This window comes from Aeromonas sp. 602396 (assembly GCF_049173735.1).
Classification (GTDB): Bacteria; Pseudomonadota; Gammaproteobacteria; order Enterobacterales; family Aeromonadaceae; genus Aeromonas; species Aeromonas veronii_A.
Genome location: NZ_JAAKSD010000007.1, coordinates 104,256 through 119,523 on the forward strand (window position 1 = coordinate 104,256; position 15,268 = coordinate 119,523).

The 15,268-nt window shown below is 58.3% G+C and carries 15 protein-coding genes; 5 read left to right on the forward strand and 10 right to left on the reverse strand.

Annotation, left to right across the window (positions count from 1 at the left end; genetic code table 11):
* Window positions 1-369: 369 nt before the first annotated feature.
* The 9 genes from G5229_RS10810 to G5229_RS10850 all read right to left on the reverse strand — a co-directional run bounded on the left by G5229_RS10810 (window position 370) and on the right by G5229_RS10850 (window position 7,137).
* A complete protein-coding gene (locus G5229_RS10810) occupies window positions 370-630 on the reverse strand; it encodes a DUF1488 domain-containing protein (RefSeq protein WP_019445781.1) in 261 nt (86 codons plus the stop codon).
* Window positions 627-1,448 carry a shikimate dehydrogenase gene (gene aroE, locus G5229_RS10815; protein ID WP_421209093.1) on the reverse strand — a complete coding sequence of 274 codons (822 nt, stop codon included), beginning with the start codon at window positions 1,446-1,448 and terminating at the stop codon, window positions 627-629. The genes G5229_RS10810 and aroE overlap by 4 nt, the downstream gene beginning before the upstream one ends.
* 103 nt (window positions 1,449-1,551) lie before the next feature.
* On the reverse strand, window positions 1,552-2,460 hold the full coding sequence (hemF, locus tag G5229_RS10820) for an oxygen-dependent coproporphyrinogen oxidase (protein WP_421209094.1): 909 nt from the start codon (window positions 2,458-2,460) through the stop codon (window positions 1,552-1,554).
* A 112-nt stretch (window positions 2,461-2,572) separates the two neighbouring features.
* Window positions 2,573-3,133: an L-threonylcarbamoyladenylate synthase gene (locus tag G5229_RS10825; RefSeq protein WP_421209095.1), complete on the reverse strand. Its 561-nt coding sequence runs from the start codon at window positions 3,131-3,133 to the stop codon at window positions 2,573-2,575.
* A 135-nt stretch (window positions 3,134-3,268) separates the two neighbouring features.
* Window positions 3,269-3,772: a 5-(carboxyamino)imidazole ribonucleotide mutase gene (purE, locus tag G5229_RS10830; protein ID WP_005339704.1), complete on the reverse strand. Its 504-nt coding sequence runs from the start codon at window positions 3,770-3,772 to the stop codon at window positions 3,269-3,271.
* Window positions 3,773-3,846: 74 nt separating this feature from the next.
* On the reverse strand, window positions 3,847-4,404 hold the full coding sequence (locus G5229_RS10835) for a type I DNA topoisomerase (RefSeq protein ID WP_005339702.1): 558 nt from the start codon (window positions 4,402-4,404) through the stop codon (window positions 3,847-3,849).
* Window positions 4,405-4,459: 55 nt separating this feature from the next.
* Window positions 4,460-4,933 carry a DUF494 family protein gene (locus G5229_RS10840; RefSeq protein WP_227341765.1) on the reverse strand — a complete coding sequence of 158 codons (474 nt, stop codon included), beginning with the start codon at window positions 4,931-4,933 and terminating at the stop codon, window positions 4,460-4,462.
* Entirely contained in the window at window positions 4,926-6,041 is a 1,116-nt protein-coding gene (gene dprA, locus G5229_RS10845; protein ID WP_421209096.1) for a DNA-processing protein DprA, read from the reverse strand. Before dprA ends, G5229_RS10840 begins: the two co-directional genes overlap by 8 nt.
* A gap of 1 nt (window position 6,042) precedes the next feature.
* Window positions 6,043-7,137 (reverse strand): LysM peptidoglycan-binding domain-containing protein, encoded by a 1,095-nt coding sequence (locus G5229_RS10850; protein WP_421209097.1) that lies wholly within the window; start codon window positions 7,135-7,137, stop codon window positions 6,043-6,045.
* A gap of 108 nt (window positions 7,138-7,245) precedes the next feature.
* Between G5229_RS10850 and def the strand changes: the two genes are divergently transcribed.
* From def to G5229_RS10875, 5 genes are all read left to right on the forward strand, one after another.
* Window positions 7,246-7,758 carry a peptide deformylase gene (gene def / locus G5229_RS10855; RefSeq protein ID WP_216952294.1) on the forward strand — a complete coding sequence of 171 codons (513 nt, stop codon included), beginning with the start codon at window positions 7,246-7,248 and terminating at the stop codon, window positions 7,756-7,758.
* Between the two features lie 12 nt (window positions 7,759-7,770).
* Window positions 7,771-8,715, forward strand: a complete 945-nt coding sequence (gene fmt / locus G5229_RS10860) for a methionyl-tRNA formyltransferase (protein ID WP_421172637.1) — start codon at window positions 7,771-7,773, stop codon at window positions 8,713-8,715.
* Between the two features lie 60 nt (window positions 8,716-8,775).
* Window positions 8,776-10,068 carry a 16S rRNA (cytosine(967)-C(5))-methyltransferase RsmB gene (gene rsmB, locus G5229_RS10865; protein WP_421206317.1) on the forward strand — a complete coding sequence of 431 codons (1,293 nt, stop codon included), beginning with the start codon at window positions 8,776-8,778 and terminating at the stop codon, window positions 10,066-10,068.
* A gap of 87 nt (window positions 10,069-10,155) precedes the next feature.
* Window positions 10,156-11,532 (forward strand): Trk system potassium transporter TrkA, encoded by a 1,377-nt coding sequence (gene trkA / locus G5229_RS10870; protein WP_005339689.1) that lies wholly within the window; start codon window positions 10,156-10,158, stop codon window positions 11,530-11,532.
* A gap of 96 nt (window positions 11,533-11,628) precedes the next feature.
* Window positions 11,629-13,071, forward strand: coding sequence for a TrkH family potassium uptake protein (locus G5229_RS10875; RefSeq protein ID WP_216952300.1), 1,443 nt, complete (start codon window positions 11,629-11,631; stop codon window positions 13,069-13,071).
* Between the two features lie 239 nt (window positions 13,072-13,310).
* On the opposite strand, the gene typA is transcribed toward G5229_RS10875, so the two are convergent.
* Window positions 13,311-15,122: a translational GTPase TypA gene (gene typA, locus G5229_RS10880; RefSeq protein ID WP_106844305.1), complete on the reverse strand. Its 1,812-nt coding sequence runs from the start codon at window positions 15,120-15,122 to the stop codon at window positions 13,311-13,313.
* Window positions 15,123-15,268: the final 146 nt, after the last annotated feature.

Here is a 15,268-nt window from a genome sequence, read left to right on the forward strand (position 1 = left end):
CATCGCCAATTTAAAGCATTTACTCTAAATGATGCGCATAAAAAAACACCCCGACGAGAACCTCATCGGGGCAGCTATTCAGCCACATTCAATTACGTGAAATAAAAGGTCTGAAAGATAGAACATCTTACCTCTGTACCCTACGCAGACAACTGTACAGCAAAGCAGCAGAAAGTGAAAGTAATTTATGTAATTTAGTTTCACAACTTACAGATTAAGAAAAAACCTTTTACTTTCATGCAGATAAAAAAATCCCCAGTACGAATACCGGGGAGTTATAAAGGTGACTAGCTAGCACTTCCTCAACTATCTAGTTAGTCAGCGCCATTTCAAAGTAGTTCCGCTACAAAACAAAAAAACTTTGAAAAATCAGAGATAGATAGCGCCATCTTCAGCAAACTCTTGTTCTTCAATGAGTTTTTCAGCCATGTCTTCAATATCAAAACGTACACTTTCGAAGGCTCTGACGATGTCATCCTCTCTCGTCAGCGCCAGACCTGTCATTCTCTCCAGTCGCCGCTGGCTGATGTAACAATCTATCAGCGCCCCCATCTGCTGGGCAGGAAAACGCACCCGCTGTTCGTCAGCCTGCCACTCCATCAGGTCGGGAAACAGAATACCCTGGTTCATATCACCCCCAAGTTACGCTTCAACTCTCTCAATACCTGTTTAGTCCCGGGACGAATTCCGCGCCACACGGTAAACGCTTCGGCGGCCTGTTCCACCAGCATGCCGAGTCCATCCATGGTTTGACGGGCCCCATGCTGTTTGGCCCAACTGATAAACGCCGTATCCGAGGCGCCATACATCATGTCGTAGATGGCAATATCAGTGTGGATCAGGGCAGGGGCCAACGGCGGCAGCTCCCCTTGCAGGCTGGCGGAGGTAGAGTTGATGACGAGATCGAATGGCCCTGCCAACTGCTCATAGGTCTGGGCAGTCACAGGCCCCAGATCGCAGAATTCGGCAGCCAACTGTTGCGCTTTTGTGTGGGTGCGGTTGGCGATCACCAGCTCGCTCGGCAGCTCTGCCAGCAGCGGCGCCAATGCACCACGAGCCGCGCCACCGGCACCCAGCAGCAGGATCCGGCTATCCGCCAGCGTCACACCATGGGACTTGAGATCGGCGACCAGACCGGCGCCATCGGTATTATCCCCCAGCAACATGCCATCATCGGTCAGCTTGATGGTATTGACCGCGCCCGCCCGCTTGGCCCTGGGGCTCAAGCGATCGACCAGAGTAAATGCCTGCTCCTTGAAGGGAACGGTGACATTGCATCCCTTGCCCCCTTGGTCAAAGAAGGTGCGCAGGGCGTGGGCAAACTCGTCGACGGCGGGTTCAGCCAGCCCATACTCCAGCTCTTGCTGGGTTTGTCTGGCAAACAGGGTGTGAATGAAGGGGGACTTGCTGTGGCGCACCGGGTGGCCAAAAACCAGATAACGATCCATCAAAGAGTTCCATCAGAGGGCAATATTCCGATTTAACGGGTTTTCGCACTCGGGAACAAGCCGAATATCGGCCAGTAAAAAGGGACCATCATGGTCCCTCGGGTCACAGCCACTCTCGCGGCGTGAGGTAATCGGTGTAGAGCAAGGCCTCAGGAGTGCCCGCCTCCGGCTGCCAGTCATACTCCCAACGTGCCAGCGGAGGCATCGACATCAGGATCGACTCGGTACGTCCGCCTGTCTGCAACCCGAACAGGGTGCCACGGTCATACACCAGATTGAACTCCACATAACGGCCGCGACGATAGAGCTGGAACTCCCGCTCCCGCTCGCCATAGGGCAGTGCCTTGCGTCGTTCGATGATCGGCAGGTAGGCATCGAGATAACCCCGACCTACCGCCTGCATAAAGGCAAAGCAGTCGGCAAAGGGCCAGCGATTCAGATCGTCGAAGAAGAGACCGCCCACCCCCCGAGTCTCGTTGCGGTGCTTGAGGAAGAAGTAGCGATCGCACCAGGATTTGAACTCGGGGTAGATCTCATCACCGAACGGCTGGCAGAGATCACGGGAGACCTGATGCCAGTGCTGCACATCCTCGGCAAACGGATAGAAGGGCGTCAAATCGAAGCCACCGCCAAACCACCAAATGGGCTCTTCGCCTTCCTTCTCGGCGATGAAGAAACGTACATTGGCGTGGCTGGTCGGCACATAGGGGTTGTGCGGATGGATCACCAGCGACACGCCCATCGCCTCGAACTTGCGACCGGCCAACTCGGGCCGATGGGCTGTAGCAGAGGCAGGCATGGCATCGCCATAGACATGGGAGAAGTTGACGCCCCCCTGCTCGATCACCGCGCCGTGGCGCAGCACACGGGTGCGCCCACCGCCACCGCCTTCACGGCTCCAGGCATCTTCTACAAAGTGTCCACTGCCGTCGGCCTGCTCCAGACCACGGCAGATATCGTCCTGCAACTGCAACAGGAAGGCCTTGACCTGGGCCACATCCGGTTTGCTCATCTTGTCTCCAGTCAGGCAGGATCGTGAACGCCCTGTCCATTTTTATAGTTAAATCAATCCGATGAGCTCACCGCTCAGCGGATTGATAGCAAATCATGACGTATCCGCCTGCTCAGGAGGGGCGAATAATGGCGCCGGTTCGGGCGTCCTTGATCTCGGATGGGTTAGCTTGACCACCCACTTCACCGGGCAGGATATAGGCTAACTTGCTTGCCAGCCGCTCACCGATATCGGCCACCCGACGGGCAGGCTCCTCACCGGTCAGGTTGGCGCTGGTAGAGACCAGCGGCTTGCCAAAGGCGCGACACAGCGCCTGCACCTGAGGATGAGCCGTCACGCGTACCGCGATGGTCTCGAACTGCCCGGTCAGCCAAGCCGGCGTCGTCCCGCGGGCAGGCATGATCCAGGTAAAAGGACCGGGCCAGCTGGCTTCAACCAGAGCCAGTTGCTCACCGCTGAGCTGACTCAGATCGATGTAATCCTGCAATTGCGCCACGTCGGCAGCAATCAGGATCAACCCCTTCTCCACCGGACGCTGTTTGATGGCCAGCAGTCGCTGCACCGCAACTTCGGAGTCGGGATCACACCCCAGACCAAACACGGCCTCGGTCGCATAAGCAATCACCCCTTCCTGCTGGAGGGCGGCAACCGCCTGTTCAAATTCATTTGGCATAGGAAAAATGCGGCAGCCTGGCTGCCGCCTCGTCACTTAGTAGCAAGTTGAATCCGTATGGCGGCGACCATGGCAAAGTGACGTGTTGCTGTTGCACAGGAAAAATACGACACATCCGGATCGCCACCTATTCACTTACTTGAGTTGAGCCTGTAGGGCGGCATCCTTGGCCATCACCTCTTCGGCATTCTTCTGGCGTTCGGCCCGAACCTTGGCCGCCAGTTCATCATCGGCTACTGCCAGCATCTGGGCTGCCAGATAACCTGCGTTCTTGGCACCGGCTTTGCCGATCGCCACGGTCGCCACCGGTACACCACCCGGCATCTGCACGGTGGAGAGCAGCGCATCCAGCCCCTTGAGCGGACCACCATCGATGGGCACCCCGATCACGGGACGAGTCGTGATGCCGGCTACGGCACCCGCCAGATGCGCAGCCAGACCGGCAGCACAGATAAAGACCTTGCAGCCACGGGCCTCGGCATCGGTCACATACTGATGGGTCGCAGCCGGCGTGCGGTGCGCGGAGGTGACTTTGACTTCCACTGCGATATCAAATGACTTGAGCACCTCGAGGGTAGTCTGCATCACGGGGAAATCAGAATCAGAGCCCATCAATACGGCAACAAAGGGTTTATTCATGGTGGGAATTTCCTTACTCCAAGTGGGGGGTTGAAGTTCACCGAAAACGTTTCAATCCGCTTGCGGCGGCGGGATTATACCTGCTCACTTTGGTGGCCGCATTTCTTTTGCGGACAGACCCAACGCAGAGTTCCCCTCACTTTTTTCTCTACCATGATGCCCCAACCACACGCGGGACAAGGCATGGGGATCGGCTTGTCGTTCACCACATATTTGCAGTGTGGATAGCCATCACAGGAGTAAAACTGCTTGCCGTAGCGGGAGGTGCGGCTCACCAGATGACCCTTGCCGCACTCGGGGCAGAGGATCTGGGTATCATCGCTCTCCTGCAGGGATTCGATGTGCTGACAGGCCGGATACTGGGTACAACCGACAAACAGACCATAACGCCCCTTCTTGATCGCCAGCGGCTCTCCGCAATCGGGACAGGCAGAGCCTTCGAGCACCTTTTCGATGTCACGGCCGGATGGCGTCAGGGAGCGAATGTAATCACAGGCAGGATAGGCAGAACAGCCGAGAAAGGGGCCATGTTTGCCCTGGCGGATCACCAGCTCGGCCCCGCACTGCGGGCACGGCTCGCGCTCGAAGGCATGTTCGTGGGCTGAAAAGAGGTGATGATCGATTTTTGACATGGGCCGCGCCTTGAAATCCAGATGGCCTGAATTCTACCAGCGCGGCACCGGACTGTCAGTGAATGACGCCGTCTGACTCATCAAACACCAGCTCTTCCATCTGCTGGTAGGCATTTTCACTGCCCGGTACGTTGAACAGCACCATCATGACGACCCACTTCAGGTCATCCAGCTCGATATCCGGCTTGTCCAGCTCGAGCAGGCGCTCGATACAGATCTCGCGGGTTTCGGCATTCAGCACCTGGGCCTGTTCCAGAAAGAGCAGGAAACCGCGGCACTCGGTGCTGAGGCGTGCCAGCTCTTGCGGGGCATAGATACGCATCGAGCCTTGCGCGCTGGCGGCCACATAGACCTCCCGCTCGCTATCATGCAGATTGGCCAGTCGCTCCAACCAGTCGAGCGCCTTGTCGATCTCTTCCTTGTCAAAACCGGCTCGGCTCAACTCGTCGGTGAGTTCATTCTGCTCGACCATCACATCTGCATCGCTGTGGATGTAGGTCTCGAAAAGGTACATCAATACATCAAACATGATTCGCCCTCCTCGCTCTGACGTATCCACCGGCTACCGCCATCACTGCACCGGCCAGCTCCAGCTCTACCAACCTGCCCAATACCACTTCGACAGGAAGCTGGGTCCGCTCGGCAACGGTATCCACGCTCGTGGTCTCGTAATCTACGTTATCCAACAAATCAGCATAAGGCAATTCGCTATTATGCTGTTGCTCAGATGGTATGGCCGACGGATCTGGCCGTGCGAACCACTCTGGCAACTCTTCCACTATATCGGCCGCACTCAGCACAAGTTTGGCCCCCTGCTGAATTAATCTGTTGCACCCTATCGCCTGGGCGTTTTGCGGGGCGCCGGGTACCGCAAACACTTCGCGCCCCTGCTCCAGTGCATAGCGAGCGGTGATCAGCGAACCACTCTGCTCGGTCGCCTCCACCACCAGAGTTCCCAACGACAGACCACTGATAATACGGTTGCGACGAGGAAAATGTTCAGCCAGCGGCCCTTTATCCGGCGCCAGCTCGGAGATAAGCAAACCACCTTTCTCCAGAATCTGACCTGCCAGTCCCTGATGGCGTTTGGGGTAGAGGCAATCCAGCCCGGAGCCCAACACGGCAAGGGTGATACCACCACAAGCCAGCGCCTGCTGATGGCAAACACCATCGATACCGAGCGCAAGGCCCGAGGTGATGGCGAACCCGCATCTAACCAGTTCGCTACAGAGACGGGACGCGTTATCTTTGCCTGCATAGGTGGGATGACGTGTCCCCACCATCGCCAGCTGGGGTAGCGACAGCGCTTCAAGATCGCCACGGCAGTAGAGCAACAGGGGGGCCGCGGGAATTTCACGCAACAAGGGCGGATAAACAGGGTGATCTTGCGGAATAAGGAGATTGCCAGGTAACGCGGCCCAAGCCAGACTCTGCTCAACAACCGGCGAGGGCCAGCGCAGTTGTTTGATCTGCTCTGACGACAGCCCCATACCGTGCAGCTGTGTTTCATCGCTCTGAAACAGGGCATCAATCGAACCGCCGATCTGCTCCAGCAGCCGAACTGCGGTTACAGGGCCGATTCCGGTAACCGCATTGAGGGTTAACCAGAGCGCCAAGCGCTCATCGGGGTAGTGCACGTCAGAAGTGAGTGACCTGATAACCCGAGCTCACCATGTCCTTGCTCTGCATGATGAGGCCATAACTCAGCTTGTCATACACCTTGAACAACATGACGCGGGCAATCGCTTCAGAGGGCAGTGGTGCCTTCTGGTTGCCACTACTGTAGAACACCTTGTCGTAGACAGAGGAGAACTCCTTGTATTTCACTGCACCATTCTTGGTGACCAGCGCAGCCCCCGGACGCCGAACATCGAGCACATCGCCCGCGGAGAGTTGATCCCGAGCGCCTTTGTTAATCAAGACCACATCAAACTTGCCCCCTCCCCTGGCTTTGCTCGGCAAGTCGATGATGTAGCCAGGGGCAATCGCCGGGGCAGCCTTGGGCATGAAAACCGCAGGCATGTTCTCCTGAGGGGGCAGCTCCATAATCTTGTCACCCTGCAATACTTCACGCTGGTTGTGGGTGAGAGTAACTTCGCTCCGATCACCATCCAGCAGCGCTACCGCACGCACCACGCCTGCAAAGATGGCCTCCTGACCCAAAAGCTCACCTGTCTCGCGATCCTTGTAGACCACCCCGGGATGATAGATGCCATACATCTTGCCCGGTATCAGAGCTCCCTGCACATAGAGGGTGTCCCCCTCAAGCATTCCAATGTGCTTTTCGTCTGAACCCAGCAAATAGGGCAGCATTTTCTGCTGCTGACTGTCGGCCAAAATATGGTCCGTCTGCAAAAAGGGACCTATCTCGCTGAAGGGCAGAGTAGGGATAGGATTTGCCTTGCTCTCATAACGGGTTTTCGGGCCGAGACGGATGACCTGTTTGTCCCCCTGCATCGCTTTGCCCAGCCGGGGCTCACCATTGACCCAGCTCAGGTGCAGCACGTCCCCTGGGTAGATCCAGTGCGGATTGGCAATCTGTGGGTTGATGTTCCAGAGCCGGGGCCACAGCCATGGCTCAGAGAGATATTTGCCGGAGATATCCCACAGGGTATCGCCTTTTTGCACTACATAGCTTTCGGGATAACCCGCTTTCAACCTCAGCTGATCGGCCAGAGCAGCTTGGCTCATGGTCACCAGCAGGCAGGTGAGGATGGTTTGCTTCAGATACATAACACTCCCTGTTACCTCTGCGCGCAAAGTGTTGCTGTTTTTTGTCGGCGTAAATGACTAGAATTACGCCAATATTGACTGCATTTATACGAAACTAAAGAAAAAACTATGGCCATTCTAGATGTATTGCGTTTTCCCGATGAGCGTCTGCGTACTATCGCAGCCCCTGTCGAGACCTTTACACCCGAGTTACAACAAATTGTAGATGATATGTTCGAAACCATGTATGCGGAGGAAGGCATTGGCCTAGCCGCAACGCAGGTGGATATTCATCAACGCATCATAGTGATCGATGTCTCTGAAAACCGTGAAGATCCTCTGGTATTGATCAATCCGGAAGTGATCTCCCAGTGTGGCAGCACCGGCATTGAAGAGGGTTGTCTCTCCGTGCCTGGCAGCCGCGCTCTGGTGCCTCGCGCTGAGCAGATCAAGATCCGCGCCCTGGATCGCCACGGCAAACCGTTCGAGCTGGAAGCGGACGACCTGCTCGCCATCTGTATCCAGCACGAGATGGACCACCTGATGGGCAAGTTGTTCGTGGATTACCTGTCCCCGCTCAAGCGCCAGCGCATTCGCCAGAAGCTGGAAAAGATGGCCCGTGAAGATCGCAAAGTCCTCTGAGGATCTGCCCCATTGAATAAGCTGAAACTGATTTTTGCCGGTACTCCCGACTTCGCCGCCCGTCACCTGGCGGCGTTGTTGTCTTCCGACCACGAGGTCGTTGCCGTTTATACCCAGCCCGACAAGCCCGCCGGCCGTGGCCAGAAGCTCACCGCCAGCCCGGTCAAAGAGCTGGCACTGGCCCACAACCTGCCGGTTTACCAGCCCGCTACCCTGCGCAAGGAAGAGGCGCAAGCCGAACTGGCCGCCCTTGGCGCAGACCTGATGGTCGTGGTGGCCTATGGCCTGATCCTGCCCAAGGCGGTACTCGATACCCCGCGTCTGGGCTGCATCAACGTCCATGGCTCCCTGCTGCCCCGCTGGCGTGGCGCGGCACCGATCCAGCGCTCAATCTGGGCGGGCGATAGCGAAACCGGCGTCACCATCATGCAGATGGATGTGGGGCTGGATACCGGCGCCATGATCCGCAAGGTAAGCTGCCCCATCGCCGCCGACGAGACCTCTGCCAGCCTCTATGACAAGCTGGCAGAGCTGGGTCCGCAGGCGCTGGTCGACACCATCGATGCCATGGCTGCCGGTGAAACCGCTGCCGAGGCGCAAGATGATGCGCTGGCCAACTACGCCGAAAAGCTCTCCAAGGAAGAGGCCCGCATCGACTGGTCGATGGAGGCTGTTGCCATCGAACGCTGCATCCGCTCGTTCAACCCCTGGCCCATCAGCTGGTTTGAAGTAGCTGACCAGACCATCAAGGTATGGCAAGCCGCCGTCATCGACATCGACCACGGCCAACCCGCCGGCACCCTGCTCAAGGCCGACAAGCAGGGGATCGATATCGCGACCGGCAAAGGGGTACTGCGCCTGCTGACCCTGCAACCGCCCGGCAAGAAAGCGATGTCCGTTTCGGATCTGCTCAACTCTCGCCGCGACTGGTTTGAACCCGGCACGCAATTGAATTGAACTGGATTGAATTGACACAAGCGGGGCCCAGGCCCCGACTTGCGCATCTAAGGTAACTCTATGAAAACACGTGCACAGGCCGCTCTCGTTATTCAACAGGTGCTGGATCAGGGTCAATCCCTCTCCGCTGTTCTGCCTGCTGCCCAGGAGAAGGTCGCGCCTCGCGATCGTGCTCTCCTGCAAGAACTCTGCTACGGCACCCTGCGCTGGCTGCCCCGCCTCGATGCGGCAGTCAACGAGATGATGGACAAGCCGCTCAAAAACAAGAGCCGCATTTTCCACTACCTCATCCTGGTCGGTCTCTATCAGCTCATCTACACCCGCATTCCGGCTCACGCCGCGGTGGCCGAGACCGTTAACGCCGTCAAACTGCTCAAAGGCACCTCACTGCGTGGCCTCATCAACGGCGTGCTGCGCAACTTCCAGCGCAGCGCCGAAGTCATTCTGCTGCGCATCGACCGCGTTCCCAGCATTCGCCTCGGTCATCCGGAGTGGCTCACCAAGCGCCTGCGTCAGGCCTATCACGATGAGTGGGAATTCATCATGGAGGCGAACAACCAACGCCCTCCCATGTGGATCCGCAACAACAGCCAGCGCCAGAGCCGCGATGCCATGCTGGCTCGCATGGCTGAAGTCGGCATCAATGCCGTGGCCGGTGAAGAGGGCGAGGATTGCATCCTGCTGGAGCGACCTTGCGATGTGACCAAGCTGCCCGGCTTCGAGGTCGGTGACTGCTCGGTACAGGATGGTGCCGCACAACAGGCCGCGGCACTGCTCGACCCACAACCGGGTGAGTGGGTACTGGATGCCTGCGCGGCACCCGGTGGCAAGACTGCCCACCTGCTGGAGCGTCAGCCCAAGCTGGCTGGCGTGGTCGCCGTCGATGCCGACGAAAACCGCCTCAAGCGAGTGCAGGAGAACCTGGACCGCATCGGCCTCACCGCCAAGGTGATCCATGGCGATGCCGCGGCACCGGAACAGTGGTGGCCGGAGGGTCAGTTCGACCGCATCCTGCTGGATGCCCCCTGCTCCGCCACCGGCGTCATCCGTCGCCATCCCGACATCAAGTGGTTGCGCCGTGATCAGGACATCCGCGAGCTGGCCGAGCTGCAGCGCCGTATTCTCAATGCCCTCTGGGGCAAGCTGAAAAGCGGTGGCACCCTGCTCTACGCTACCTGCTCCGTCCTGCCGGAAGAGAACCGCGAACAGATCCGTGCCTTCCTTGCCGCGACCAAAGATGCCAAATTGGTACCGCTGCACGAACATGACACCCCGGACTGCCCGGGCCGCCAGTTCCTGCCGGGTGAAGCCGAGATGGATGGCTTCTACTACGCCAAACTGGTCAAGCTCTGAGCCGGGCATGACAAACCTCATTCGGGAGAGCCGCCAGCTCCGTTCTGGCGCTCCCCTTTACTGCCTCAATGTGAGTAGACGTTCCCTATGAAAATCATCATTTTGGGAGCCGGCCAAGTCGGCGGCACCCTGGCCGAGAACCTGGCCGGGGAGAACAACGACATCACCATCGTCGACACCGACAGCGAGCGCCTGCGCGAACTGCAGGACAAGTTTGACCTGCGGGTAGTCAACGGGCACGGCGCCCACCCCAAGGTGCTGCGCGAAGCGGGGGCTCAGGATGCCGACATGCTGGTCGCCGTCACCAACAGTGACGAGACCAACATGATCGCCTGTCAGGTGGCCTACTCCCTGTTCAACACCCCGAACAAGGTGGCGCGGATCCGCTCACCAGCCTATCTGACCGAACGGGATCGCCTGTTCCTGCCGGAATCGGTGCCGGTGGATCACCTGATCGCGCCGGAGCAGCTGGTGACCGACTATGTTCGTCGCCTGATCGAGTATCCGGGTGCCCTGCAAGTGGTTGATTTCGCTGGTGGCCGCGTCGGTCTCGTGGCGGTCAAGGCCTACTACGGTGGCCCGCTGGTAGGTAACGCCCTCTCCACCCTGCGCGAGCACATGCCCAACATCGAGACCCGGGTAGCGGCCATCTTCCGTCAGGGCCGCCCGATCCGCCCGCAAGGTACCACCATCATCGAAGCGGATGACGAGGTCTTCTTCGTCGCCGCCGCGGGCCATATCCGTGCCGTGATGTCTGAGCTGCAGCGCCTCGAGAGCCCCTACCGCCGCATCATGATCGTCGGTGGTGGCAACATCGGCGCGGGTCTCGCCCGCCAGCTGGAGAAGCGCTACAGCGTCAAGCTCATCGAGCGCAACCAGAAGCGGGCGGAGCAGCTCTCCGAACTGCTGGAGAACACCATCGTCTTCTGCGGCGATGCGGCGGATCAGGAGCTGCTGGCAGAGGAGCACATCGACCAAATCGACGTCTTCATCGCCGTGACCAACGAGGATGAGGCCAACATCATGTCGGCGCTGCTCGCCAAGAAGATGGGTGCCAAGAAGACCATGGTGCTGATCCAGCGCGGCGCTTACGTGGATCTGGTGCAGGGTGGCTCCATCGATATCGCCATCTCGCCCCAACAGGCCACCATCTCGGCCCTGTTGACCCACGTGCGCCGAGCCGATATCGCCAACGTCTACAGCCTACGCCGCGGCGCTGCCGAGGCGATCGAGGCAATTGCCCACGGTGACGAGAACACCTCCAAGGTGGTCGGCAAGACGGTGGGCGAGCTCAAGCTGCCGCCGGGCACCACCATCGGTGCCGTAGTGCGCGGGGATGAGGTGCTGATCGCCCACGATCGTACCAAGATCCAGCAGGATGACCACGTGGTCATGTTCCTGGTGGACAAGAAGTACATCCCGGAAGTGGAGCGGCTGTTCCAGCCAAGCCCCTTCTTCCTGTAACGTCTTCATGCGCACAGGCTGTCAAACCAGACCCGGCTCAGCTCCTCCAAGGGGATGGTCCGGGTCTTTTGTTAATCAACGACCAGGTTATCGAACATGATCAAACTGCGTCCCATTATCTTCACCCTCGGGCTGGTGCTCTCCAAGCTGGCGCTCTTCATGTGGCTGCCCACCTTGCTGGCACTGCTCACCGGGTCAGAGGGATTTGTCGAGTTTCTCAAGTCCGTGCTGATCACCCACGGCGCCGCCCTGCTCTGCCTCCATTACGGCCGCAAGGCGGAGTTTCATCTGGGGGTGCGGGAGATGTTCCTGCTCACCACCTCGGTCTGGGTGGTTGCCTGTATCTTCGGGGCGCTGCCCTTTGTCTTCATCACCCACATCAACTTTACCGACGCCTACTTCGAGACCATGTCGGGGGTGACCACCACGGGCTCTACCGTGCTCTCCGGCCTCGACAACATGGCCCACAGCATCCTGTTGTGGCGATCCATCCTACAGTGGCTGGGGGGGGTCGGCTTTATCGTGATGGCGGTTGCCGTACTGCCCTATCTCAACGTCGGCGGCATGAAGCTGTTCCAGACCGAGAGCTCGGACTGGTCAGACAAAAGCGCCCCGCGTGCCAAGACGGTCGCCAACAACATCGTTGTGGTCTATCTGGTGCTCTCCATGCTCTGCTTCATGGCCTACTGGGCCAGCGGCATGAATATGTTCGAGGCGATCAACCACGCCATGACCACCCTCAGTACCGGCGGCTACTCCACCTCCGATCAATCCATGTCCCACTTCTCCAACTCGGCACACTGGATTGGCACCCTGTTCATGTTCCTCGGCGGCCTGCCCTTTCTACTCTATGTGCAGAGCCTGAATCACAGGGACTACAGCCTGCTCAAGGATGCCCAGGTGCGCGGCTTCTTCTGGCTGGTGGTGTGGGTCACCGTCATCATGACCTTCTATCTGTGGGAGAGAGATCTGTTCGGCTTCTGGGATGCCCTGCGCATCAGCTGCTTCAACATCGTCTCGGTACTCACCACCACCGGCTATGGTCTTGGTGACTTCGGCACCTGGGGGCCGCTCGCCAGCATCGTCTTCATCGTGCTGCTGGCTCTTGGGGCCTGCTCTGGCTCCACTGCGGGCGGCCTCAAGATCTTCCGGGTACAGGTGGCCTTTGCCCTGTTCAAGAAGCAGATGCGCCAACTGATGCACCCTTCCGGCGTATTTCCCCAGAAGTACAACGGCCGGACAGTCAATGACGCCATCATCCGCTCAATGATCTCCTTCGTGCTGGCCTACTTCGCCATCATTCTGATGATAGCCGCACTGCTGGGCGCCATCGGGCTTGACCCCCTGACAGCCATATCCAGCTCCATCACCGCCGTTGCCAACGTCGGCCCGGGCATGGGCCCGGTGGTCGGCCCCAGCACCAACTTTGCCAGCCTGCCGGAATCGGCCAAATGGCTGCTGTCATTCGGCATGCTGCTGGGACGACTGGAGATCCTGACGGTCGCCGTGCTCTTCTTCCCCTCCTTCTGGCGCCAGTAACGCTCACCGTAAGCAAGCAAAAAGCCGCAGCGTTCACCCGCTGCGGCTTTTTTATCTCGTCCATCCCCACGACCTTCCCTCAACGCTCATCAGCCCCATTACCGGTGGCCTGAACGACCTCATCGGCATGGCCAGAGCGGATCACAAGCATAAAAAAACGGACCCAAACCAGAGGTTTGGGTCCGTTTATCAGTGAACCGTCAGCGGCCGCAAGGGCTGCCGAGACTCAGCACATGGCATTAACCACGGCCAGAGCGTTTGCGATCCAGCTCGGTCAGCAATTTCTTGCGGATACGGATGTTCTTAGGAGTCACTTCTACCAGTTCGTCGTTGTCGATGAACTCGAGAGCCTGTTCCAGAGTCATGCGGATCGGCGGAGTCAGCACCTGAGCTTCGTCGGTACCGGAGGCACGCATGTTGGTCAGCTGTTTGCCTTTCAGGCAGTTAACAGTCAGGTCATTGGAACGGGAGTGAATACCGATTACCTGGCCTTCGTACACCTCGGTCGCGTGACCGATGAACAGACGACCGCGGTCTTGCAGACCGAACAGGGCGTAAGTCAGTGCCTTACCGGTTGCGTTGGAGATCAGCACACCGTTCTGACGCTCACCGATGCTGCCACCCTTGTGCGGACCGTAGTGGTCGAAGGTGTGGTACAGCAGACCGGTACCGGAGGTCATGGTCATGAACTCGGTCTGGAAGCCGATCAGGCCACGGCTCGGGATCATGAAGTCCAGGCGGACACGACCCTTGCCATCCGGGGTCATGTTGGTCATTTCGCCTTTACGCAGACCCAGCTGCTCCATCACGGAACCCTGGTGCGCTTCTTCAACGTCCACAGTCACAGTTTCGAACGGTTCTTGCAGTTCGCCGTCAACAGTACGCAGGATTACTTCCGGACGGGATACCGCCAGCTCGTAACCTTCGCGACGCATGTTTTCGATCAGGATGGAGAGGTGCAGTTCACCACGACCGGATACGCGGAACTTGTCCGGATCATCAGTCTCTTCCACGCGCAGGGCCACGTTGTGGACCAGCTCCTGGTTCAGACGCTCCAGAATGTTGCGGGAGGTCACGAACTTGCCCTCTTTACCGGCGAACGGTGAAGTGTTGACCTGGAAGGTCATGTTCACGGTCGGCTCGTCAACGGAGAGCGGCGGCAGGGCCTCAACGGCACCGTTGTCACAGATGGTGTCGGAGATTTTCAGCTCGCCCAGACCGGTGATAGCGATGATGTCACCCGCTTGCGCGTCGGCAACTTCAGTACGGGACAGACCCAGGTAACCCAGCACCTGACCGACTTTACCATTACGGGTCTTGCCGTCAGCACCAACGATGGTGACTTGCTGGTTGGTCTTGACGCGACCACGGGTGATACGGCCGATACCGATAACGCCCACGTAGGAGTTGTAGTCCAGCTGGGAGATCTGCATCTGGAAACCGCCTTCGGCATCAGCCTTCGGCGCTTCAACGTTGTCAACGATGGCCTGGAACAGCGGCTCCATGTTTTCGGACTCGACGTCCTGATCCATGGTGGCCCAACCGTTCAGTGCAGAGGCGTAAACAACTTTGAAATCCAGCTGTTCGTCAGTCGCGCCCAGGTTGTCGAACAGGTCGAATACCTGATCCATTACCCAGTCAGGACGAGCACCCGGACGGTCAACCTTGTTGATGACCACGATCGGCTTCAGACCCTGAGCGAACGCTTTCTGGGTCACGAAACGGGTTTGCGGCATCGGGCCGTCTACGGCGTCAACCAGCAGCAGCACGGAGTCAACCATGGACAGTACGCGCTCTACTTCACCACCGAAGTCGGCGTGACCCGGGGTATCAACGATGTTGATGCGGTAGTCATTCCAGCGGATCGCAGTGTTCTTGGCGAGAATGGTGATGCCACGTTCCCGTTCCAGATCATTGGAGTCCATGATCCGTTCCTGGCCTTCCGTGGAGCGGTCCAGGGTGCCGGACTGCTGCAGCAGCTTATCAACCAGAGTCGTTTTGCCGTGGTCAACGTGCGCAATAATCGCAATATTGCGTAAATTCTCTAACATTCTCGCCTCAATCACCGGGTAAAATTGGGCGCTAATTGTACTCTTGCCTTTGTGATCTGCCTAGCAGAATTGCAGTACATTCGCGCATAACAACAGATCTGGATCATAGACCTCTCTGACAAACCCTGCTTAGATGGGCGGTGACC

Excerpts from the sequence above, each read along its gene's own strand:
- def (WP_216952294.1), top strand. The coding sequence starts at position 7,246 with ATGGCCATTCTAGATGTATTGCGTTTTCCCGATGAGCGTCTGCGTACT.
- G5229_RS10850 (WP_421209097.1), bottom strand. The coding sequence starts at position 7,137 with ATGTATCTGAAGCAAACCATCCTCACCTGCCTGCTGGTGACCATGAGC.
- G5229_RS10840 (WP_227341765.1), bottom strand. The coding sequence starts at position 4,933 with ATGTTTGATGTATTGATGTACCTTTTCGAGACCTACATCCACAGCGAT.
- G5229_RS10835 (WP_005339702.1), bottom strand. The coding sequence starts at position 4,404 with ATGTCAAAAATCGATCATCACCTCTTTTCAGCCCACGAACATGCCTTC.
- typA (WP_106844305.1), bottom strand. The coding sequence starts at position 15,122 with ATGTTAGAGAATTTACGCAATATTGCGATTATTGCGCACGTTGACCAC.
- trkA (WP_005339689.1), top strand. The coding sequence starts at position 10,156 with ATGAAAATCATCATTTTGGGAGCCGGCCAAGTCGGCGGCACCCTGGCC.
- aroE (WP_421209093.1), bottom strand. The coding sequence starts at position 1,448 with ATGGATCGTTATCTGGTTTTTGGCCACCCGGTGCGCCACAGCAAGTCC.
- G5229_RS10825 (WP_421209095.1), bottom strand. The coding sequence starts at position 3,133 with ATGCCAAATGAATTTGAACAGGCGGTTGCCGCCCTCCAGCAGGAAGGG.
- rsmB (WP_421206317.1), top strand. The coding sequence starts at position 8,776 with ATGAAAACACGTGCACAGGCCGCTCTCGTTATTCAACAGGTGCTGGAT.
- hemF (WP_421209094.1), bottom strand. The coding sequence starts at position 2,460 with ATGAGCAAACCGGATGTGGCCCAGGTCAAGGCCTTCCTGTTGCAGTTG.
- G5229_RS10875 (WP_216952300.1), top strand. The coding sequence starts at position 11,629 with ATGATCAAACTGCGTCCCATTATCTTCACCCTCGGGCTGGTGCTCTCC.
- G5229_RS10810 (WP_019445781.1), bottom strand. The coding sequence starts at position 630 with ATGAACCAGGGTATTCTGTTTCCCGACCTGATGGAGTGGCAGGCTGAC.
- purE (WP_005339704.1), bottom strand. The coding sequence starts at position 3,772 with ATGAATAAACCCTTTGTTGCCGTATTGATGGGCTCTGATTCTGATTTC.